The organism is Mesorhizobium sp. M4A.F.Ca.ET.090.04.2.1, from assembly GCF_003999085.1.
GTDB lineage: Bacteria > Pseudomonadota > Alphaproteobacteria > Rhizobiales > Rhizobiaceae > Mesorhizobium.
The window spans coordinates 1-7,589 of sequence record NZ_RZOT01000289.1 but is presented as its reverse complement, the minus strand read 5'-3'; the positions used below and the strand labels follow the sequence as shown (position 1 = coordinate 7,589).

At 64.6% G+C, this 7,589-nt stretch carries 5 protein-coding genes and 1 pseudogene; 3 read left to right on the top strand and 3 right to left on the bottom strand.

The window, feature by feature from the left end:
• Window positions 1–2 precede the first annotated feature (2 nt).
• Genes EN781_RS20020 through EN781_RS20010 form a run of 3 tightly spaced genes read left to right on the top strand, consistent with a single transcriptional unit; the run spans window position 3 to window position 3,737 of the window.
• On the top strand, window positions 3–857 hold the full coding sequence (locus EN781_RS20020; RefSeq protein ID WP_127400260.1) for a sugar ABC transporter permease: 855 nt from the start codon (window positions 3–5) through the stop codon (window positions 855–857).
• Complete coding sequence (locus EN781_RS20015; protein ID WP_126055094.1) at window positions 857–1,714, top strand: carbohydrate ABC transporter permease; 858 nt, start codon at window positions 857–859, stop codon at window positions 1,712–1,714. Before EN781_RS20020 ends, EN781_RS20015 begins: the two co-directional genes overlap by 1 nt.
• A 43-nt stretch (window positions 1,715–1,757) precedes the next feature.
• Window positions 1,758–3,737, top strand: a complete 1,980-nt coding sequence (locus EN781_RS20010; RefSeq protein WP_126055093.1) for a glycoside hydrolase family 127 protein — start codon at window positions 1,758–1,760, stop codon at window positions 3,735–3,737.
• Between the two features lie 9 nt (window positions 3,738–3,746).
• Here the strand turns inward: EN781_RS20010 and EN781_RS20005 are convergent, their stop codons facing one another.
• From EN781_RS20005 to EN781_RS19995, 3 genes and pseudogenes are all read right to left on the bottom strand, one after another.
• Window positions 3,747–4,544: an endonuclease/exonuclease/phosphatase family protein gene (locus tag EN781_RS20005; protein ID WP_126055092.1), complete on the bottom strand. Its 798-nt coding sequence runs from the start codon at window positions 4,542–4,544 to the stop codon at window positions 3,747–3,749.
• 24 nt (window positions 4,545–4,568) lie between these two features.
• The gene (locus tag EN781_RS20000) at window positions 4,569–6,029 is read right to left on the bottom strand and encodes a phospholipase D-like domain-containing protein (RefSeq protein ID WP_127400259.1); all 1,461 of its coding nucleotides are present in this window, start codon (window positions 6,027–6,029) and stop codon (window positions 4,569–4,571) included.
• Between the two features lie 659 nt (window positions 6,030–6,688).
• Window positions 6,689–7,589, bottom strand: a pseudogene (locus EN781_RS19995) (adenylate/guanylate cyclase domain-containing protein); the annotation flags it as partial.

The window sequence follows — 7,589 nt, the reverse complement described above, 5'->3', positions numbered from 1 at the left end:
GGATCGGGCTGCTCTATGTGGCGCCGGCGGTGGCGCTGGTCACGGTGTTCTTCATCGTGCCGCTCGCCATGACGGCGTGGATGTCGCTCAACAACTGGCCGCTGATGGGCGAGCACTCTTACATCGGCCTCGGCAATTACTGGGCGATCCTGCGCGACACGCGCTTCTGGAACGCGCTGCGCTTTACCGGCTGGTACACGCTGGTGGTGACGATCGCGATCTTCGCCGTCGCCTTTCCGCTGGCGATCTTCATCGAGCGGCCGCGGGCGATGACCAATGTCTACCGCACCGCCTTCTTCATGCCGGCCGTCATCGGCTTCGCCTCGGCCAGCCTGCTGTGGTCGTGGCTCTTGAACGTCGATTCCGGCCTGTTCAGCCCGGCCGCCTACGCGCTCGGCCTGACCGAGAAGAAGTTCAATCTGCTCGCCACCTTCCAGCCGGCCTTCTGGTCGATCATCGCCATGGTCGTGTGGAAGGTGGCGGGCTTCACCATGATCATCCTGATGACCGGCCTGCAGTCGATCCCGTCGGAGCTGCAGGAGGCGGCGATGATCGACGGGGCAGGGCCGTTCGCGCGCTTTCGCGCGATTACCCTGCCGCTGATGCGCCGCACGCTGGCGCTGGCGCTGATCCTGTCGGTCGCCGGCTCCATCCTCGCCTTCGACCAGTTCTACATCATCCTGCGCGGCGGCCCGCGCAACCAGACGCTGACCGCCGTCTACTGGATCTTCAACCAGTCCTTCGTGTCGTTCAAGCTCGGCTATGGCGCCGCGCTCTCGATGATCCTGCTGCTGATCCTCGTCGTGCTCAGCCTCGTCCAGCTCTGGCTGCTGCGCAAACCGGAGGGGGTCGACTGATGGCGCAGGCCCGCAGCCGCAACAGCCGCATCCGGCTCGGCATCGCCGAGCACTTGACCGGCATCACCGCCTCGCTGCTGTTCCTGGCGCCGATCGTCTGGACGGTGCTGTCGGCCTTCAAGCCGTCGCAGGAGGCGCGCCTGCCGCCGCTGCCGCCGTGGCCGACCACCGGCTTCTCGGTCGAGAATTACGGCACGCTCAACACCTTCGGCGACGGGCTCTGGCTGCCGGCGCAAAACAGCATCTACGTCTCGGTGATGACGGTGGTGTTTTCCGTCATCGTCAGCGTGCTTGCCGGCTACGGCTTCTCGCGCTTCCGCTTTCCCTTCAAGGACGTGCTCTTCGTCGTCATCCTGTCGACGATCATGATCCCGTTCCAGTCGATCCTGACGCCGATCTTCCTGGTGCTGACCAAGGTCGGCCTGCACAACACGCTGACCGGGCTGGTCTGCGTCTATGTCACGCTGCAGCTGCCGTTCTCGATCTTCATGATGCGCAACGCCTTCGACGCGGTGCCGCGCGAGATCGAGGAGGCCGCCCGCATGGACGGCGCCAACAACGTCACCATGCTGTTGCAGGTCATGCTGCCGCTGGTGTGGCCCGGCATCGTCACCATCGCGCTGTTCGCCTTCCTCGGCGCCTGGAACGAGTTCCTGGCCGCACTGGTGCTGATGACCGACCAGTCCAAGTTCACCCTGCCGATCATGATGACGGCGCTGCAGTCCGGCCGCTTCGGCGCCATCGACTGGGGTGCCGTGCAGGCCGGCGTCACCGTGATGATGGTGCCGTGCCTGATCCTCTTCCTGGCGCTGCAGCGCTTCTACATCCGCGGCCTGATGGCCGGCGCCGTGAAATGACCCGCGCTGAACCGACACTTTCGAAATTGAATGGAGTTAGCCGATGACCGCACTGAAATCCGCCGCGCAGCACACCGGCAAGCCGAAGCTCGCCTTCCGTCCGCTGCCGGTGCCGCAGGTCGACGTGCGCGGCTTCTGGGGCGACCGGGTCGACGCGGTTGCCGCGCGCACCGCCGAGATCCTCTACGAGCGCTGCGTCGAGGCCCGCATGCTGGAGCAGATCGACCCCGACCGGCCGTCGCCGGGCGTCGTCATCCCGTTCCATTCGCCGTCACCGGACGAGGCCGCCAATCCCGGCTTCACCGGCTCGACGGTGACGACGCAGATGTTCTGGGACTCCGACTGGGGCAAGACCATCGAGACCGCCGCCTATTCGCTCTACAGGCGCCGCAACGACACGCTGGAGAAAAAGATCGACGCCGTCATCGACCTCTACGGCAGGCTGCAGCAGTCCGACGGCTACCTGTCGAGCTGGTACCAGCGCATCCAGCCCGGCCTGCGCTGGACCAATTTGCGCGACTGCCACGAGCTCTACTGCGCCGGCCATCTGATCGAGGGCGCGGTCGCCTATTTCCAGGCCACCGGCAAGCGCAAGCTGCTCGACATCATGTGCCGCTATGTCGACCACATCGCCGACACATTCGGCCCCGAGCCCGGCAAGAAGAAGGGCTATTGCGGCCATGAGGAGATCGAGCTGGCGCTGGTCAAGCTGTCGCGGGCGACCGGCGAGCAGAAATACATGGACCTGGCAAAGTACTTCATCGACCAGCGCGGCCAGCAGCCGCACTATTTCGACGAGGAGGCGGGCGCCCGCGGCACCGACCCGAAGGCCTATCATTTCAAAACCTACGAATACAACCAGTCGCACAGACCGGTGCGCGAGCAGGACAAGGTCGTTGGCCACGCGGTCAGGGCGATGTATCTGTTCTCAGGCATGGCCGATGTCGCCACCGAATATGGCGACGACACGCTGCGCGCAGCACTCGACCGGCTGTGGGACGATCTGACCACCAAGAGCCTCTATGTCACCGGCGGCCTCGGCCCGTCGGCGCACAATGAAGGCTTCACCAGCGACTACGACCTGCCCAACGAGACCGCCTATGCCGAGACCTGCGCCGCGGTCGGCCTGGTGTTCTGGTCGAGCCGCATGCTCGGCATGGGGCCCAACGCGCGCTATGCCGACATGATGGAGCGGGCGCTCTACAACGGCTCGATCTCCGGCCTGTCGCTCGACGGCTCGCTGTTCTTCTACGAGAACCCGCTGGAAAGCCGCGGCCGGCACAATCGCTGGAAATGGCACCGCTGCCCGTGCTGCCCGCCCAATATCGGCCGCATGGTGGCGTCGATCGGCAGCTATTTCTACGGCCTCGCCGACGACGCGCTGGCCGTCCACCTCTATGGCGATTCGACGGCCCGCTTCGAGATATCGGGCAAGCCGGTGAGCCTGGTCCAGACCAGCAACTATCCCTGGGAGGGCGCCGTCTCGATCCGCGTCGAGCCGGCGGCGCCGGTCGCCTTCACCCTGCACCTGCGCGTGCCGGCCTGGTGCCGCAAGGCGGCGCTCAAGGTCAACGGCAAGGCGGTGGCTCTCGATGCCGTCTTGAGCGACGGCTACGCGGCGATCCAGCGCGAATGGCAAAAGGGCGACTGCGTCGAGCTCGACCTCGACATGTCGATCGCCCGCCTCTTCGCCAATCCGGAAGTGCGCCATGACATCGGCCGTGTCGCGCTGGCGCGCGGCCCGCTGATCTACTGCGTCGAGGCGACCGACAATCCCGGCCAGTTGCACCGCATCAGCCTGCCGCGCATGGCGGAGATCGAGGCGCATCACGAGCCGAACCTGCTCGGCGGCATCGTCACGCTTTCGGCCACCGGCAACAGGGAGGCGTCGGAGGATTGGCGCAACGGCCTCTACCGCGCCGCGCCGCCGGCTCTGGATAAGGCGAGGGTGAAGGCCGTTCCCTACTATGCCTGGGACAACCGCGATCCCGGCGAGATGCTGGTCTGGCTGCGGGAGGGCTGATCCACCGCGTCAAAGATGCACAAAAGCCGTGAGCGGCAGGTGGTCCGACGCGACCCGCGACAGCGGCGTGTCATGCGCTTCCACCGCCGAGACCATGCCGTTGCGGTTGCCCATGATCCGGTCGAGCGCAAGCACCGGCAGGCCCGAGGGAAAGGTGGGCACGGCTGGCGGCGGGCCGAAGGTGGTGTGCAGCGTGTTCAGCGCAGAGCGGTTGCCCAGCCGCCACTCGTTGAGGTCGCCGAGCAGCAGCGTTGGCCTCTCATCCGCGCTGCTCATGATGTCGAGCACGACACGCGCTTGTTCGGAGCGCGACCGTCGCAGCAGGCCGAGATGGGCGGCAATCACCCGCAGCGGCCGTTTCTCGTCGAGATCGATTTCGGCGACCAGCGCGCCACGCGGCTCCAGCCCCGGAAGCTTGATCTGGTGGACGTCGCGCACCGTGCCGCGCTTGAACAGCAGCACATTGCCGCGCCAGCCATGGCCCTTGCCGTTTCCGGACACCGGCACCGGCACCAGCCCCGTTTCGTGTTCGAGCCGCGCAAGGTCGAGCAGCCCGGCACGGTCGCCGAAGCGGTTGTCGGCCTCCTGCAAGGCGATGACGTCGGGACTGATTTCGCGGATGACGCGGGCGGTCCGTTCGGGATCGAACTTGCGGTCGGTGCCGATGCATTTGTGGACGTTGTAGGAGGCGACCACCATCTCGGCGCCGTCGACCCGCTTGCGCGGCGTCGCCTTCGCCTTCCGCGCCTTTCGGTGGCGGATCGACAGGAGCACGGTCTCCGGCAGGTTGCGTCCGTTTATCTCCATGGTCCTGCTGCTCTGTTCCTTGCGCTATAGATAGGGCGATCCCAGCCACAGCAACCGGTCGAAGACGCGAATGACGAAGGGGCGGGCCTTCAACGTCTCAAGCGTCACCGGCTGCGCGGAGGCGATGGCCGATCCGATGCGTGTCTCGATCTCGGCGGCAAAGTCCGCATCAAGAACTTCCATGTCGATCTCGAAATTCAGCCTCAACGACCGGGCGTCGAGATTGGAGGAGCCGATATAGGCCCAGACGCCGTCGATCGCCATCAGTTTCGAATGGTCGAAGGCGCCTTCGTGGCGCCAGACGCGGCAATAATGCTTCAGCACCTGGTCGAACTGCGCCGTCATCGCGCGGTCGACGAGGAAGAGGTTGTTTACCGCCGGCACGACGATGTCGATCTCGACGCCGCGCCGCGCCGCCGTGGTCAGCGCGCTGATCAGTTCGCGGTCCGGCAGGAAGTACGGCGACATGATGCGGATCGACTTGCGGGCAACCGAGAACGCCCCCATCAGCAGCTTGTGGTTGGTTTCGTTCGAGGCATCCGGCCCCGACGCCACGGCCCGCACCAACATCGGCTGGCCGGGCGCCGACAAGGGGGCTGCCACTTGCCAGGTTTCGCCCTTCAGGGCCTCGTTGCCGGCGAAGCGCCAGTCCTCGGCGGCGACCGAGAAAAGGTCGGCCACCACCGGGCCGGTGACCTTGAAGTGTGTGTCCCGTGAACTGTCGGAGCCGACGAATTCGGCGGAGAATCCCTTGCGGATATTCATGCCTCCCGTGAACGCCACAGTGCCGTCGACGACAAGGATCTTCCTGTGGGTCCTCAGATTCGCATAGGGAAGTCTCAAGCCCATGACGATGTTGCCGTTGAAAAGGTCGGTGGTGACGTTCGCTTCCTTGAGTTGCTTGAGGATGCTGGGCACGGAGTAGCGCACGCCGACGGCGTCAATCAGCACGCGCACGCTGACGCCGCGTTTGACGGCGTTGCCAAGCGATTGGACGAAGATCGCCCCGACCGCATCATTGTCGAAGATGTAGGTTTCGAGAAGGACGCTGCGCTCCGCCCCGTCGATGGCGTGGCACATCGCGCTGTAGGCTTCGTCGCCTGTTTCCAGCACGGCGATTGCGTTTCCCGATGTCAGGGCGCGGCGTGTCACCCTGTCGCCCAGCGTCTTCAGCCCGACGAAGCGTAAGCCAAACTCGGCCGTGATCAGGTCTTCGGCGGCGATGTCGCGCTCCTGCTTTGTCAGGGCGGCCTCGCCGGAAAGCGGCCGCATGGCGCTGATCGTCGCCCTGCGGATGCGGTTGATGCCGGCGATGGCGTAGATGATGGCGCCCAGGAAGGGCGACAGCAGCATCACGCCCACCCAGCCGGTGGCGGCGCGCACGTCTTCCTTCGTCATGATGGCGTGGACGATGCCGACGGCCGCCATCGCTAGGGAGAGGGCGAGGATCAGCGTAGACCAGTGACTCGCAATCGCCTGCAACATCGGCCCGACTATTGTGCGAGCTGCCGCGGAAGGCAATGCGTTAGGTCAGGGCGATCCGTGAAAAACGCGTGGCGGTCCGGAAATTCTCTGGGATGTCCATCTGCGTCGCTGGCTGGACCTGGAGGTCGATTGATCCGCTTCTACGCTCAAACTTTTAGTCGAGATCAGCGCACTGCAGTGTTGTGCATGGCAACATGATCATTTCCATGTGGGCTGAAATGTCCACCCTGTGGCTGCGCCGCCACCGGTCCTCCAGGGCGAGGGCCTGCGTCAAATCATGTCATTCTCCGAACGACCCAGAGCGACCGGCCCGCATGAGCGATTCCGGACACGAGTCGAAGGCGAGGATCATCCTTGAGCCGGTCGGCCTCAACCACATCGAGAAGCAGGATCCGCTGATCGGTCTCGTTTGCGTTCGGCGTGATCCAGCAGCGACGATCCTCGCAGCAAAGCCCGGCTTGCGGATGCTCCTGGAGGTACTCAATCGCATATTCGGCGTCCACTTTTCTCGGTCCCGCGTCCACGGACATTTGCTCTTTTCCTCCTCCGTCTGCGATCGGCCAGGAATTATACTCGATTATGGCGGTGCGCGGCGCGCCACCGCTGGCGCGCCTAAGGGGGAGGGGTCGAACCAAGCCCTGCTGCCCGGGCTCGTGCGAAAGCCGATCCAGCGCATCTCGAAGCGCAGTGGCGGCACCGCCACGCTCGTCGGCGGACATCAGCTCCGGTTCAAGTTCCAGCCTGAAGTGCGGCAGCTCGGTTCGAACGGCGCGACAAGCGCCCGCTAGATTGGCCTTCAGATCGATGACGCGGTAGGTGGCGACGGGGTAGGCGATCCCCTTGACCTGCACGTGCCCCATCTCCGCACAATCGATCGTGTCCTTCACTTGCGCAAACGTCTCGTAGGAAATGAGGATGGCCCCCGGTGCCGCCTCCTGTTCCAGACGCGAGGCGAGATTCACGGCGCCGCCGATTATCGTGTAGTCCATCCGGTCCTCGCTGCCGAAGTTACCGACGGTGCAGTAGTCGGTATGGATGCCGATGCGGCAGCGCAGCGGTGTTTCGATCCCCATGTCCCGCCAGACTTCGGTGAGCTCGCTGATCCGGTTTTGCATGGCAAGCGCCATCTGCACGCAAGCCAGCGCGTCCTCCTTGACGCCGCGCGTCTCAGGGTCGCCGAAAAACATCAGGATCGCGTCGCCGACGTACTTGTCGATCGTGGCACCATGATCCGACGCGATTTTCGACATTTCCGTCAGGTAGTGATTGAGGAGCTGGGTGAGATCCTCGGACTCCATTTTGTCGGTGGTCTCGGTAAAGCCGGCGATGTCGGAGAAGCATATAGTCAGCTTCTTGCGTTGACTGGCGATTCTAACATCTTGGCGGCCGGTGAATATCGAGCTGTACACCTGGGGCGCCAGATATTTGGCCAGCTTGTTGGAAAGCGCCTCCAGGGCAGTGGACTTCTCGGCGAGGTTCTCCTCCCTTTGCTTCAGCTCGGTGATGTCGGAATAGACGGCGACCGTGCCGCCGGCACTGATCCGCCGCTCGCTTATCATG

What these genes read in the sequence shown, in the direction of transcription:
- EN781_RS20005 (WP_126055092.1), bottom strand. Translation starts at nt 4,544, where the DNA reads ATGGAGATAAACGGACGCAACCTGCCGGAGACCGTGCTCCTGTCGATC.
- EN781_RS20010 (WP_126055093.1), top strand. Translation starts at nt 1,758, where the DNA reads ATGACCGCACTGAAATCCGCCGCGCAGCACACCGGCAAGCCGAAGCTC.
- EN781_RS20015 (WP_126055094.1), top strand. Translation starts at nt 857, where the DNA reads ATGGCGCAGGCCCGCAGCCGCAACAGCCGCATCCGGCTCGGCATCGCC.
- EN781_RS20000 (WP_127400259.1), bottom strand. Translation starts at nt 6,029, where the DNA reads ATGTTGCAGGCGATTGCGAGTCACTGGTCTACGCTGATCCTCGCCCTC.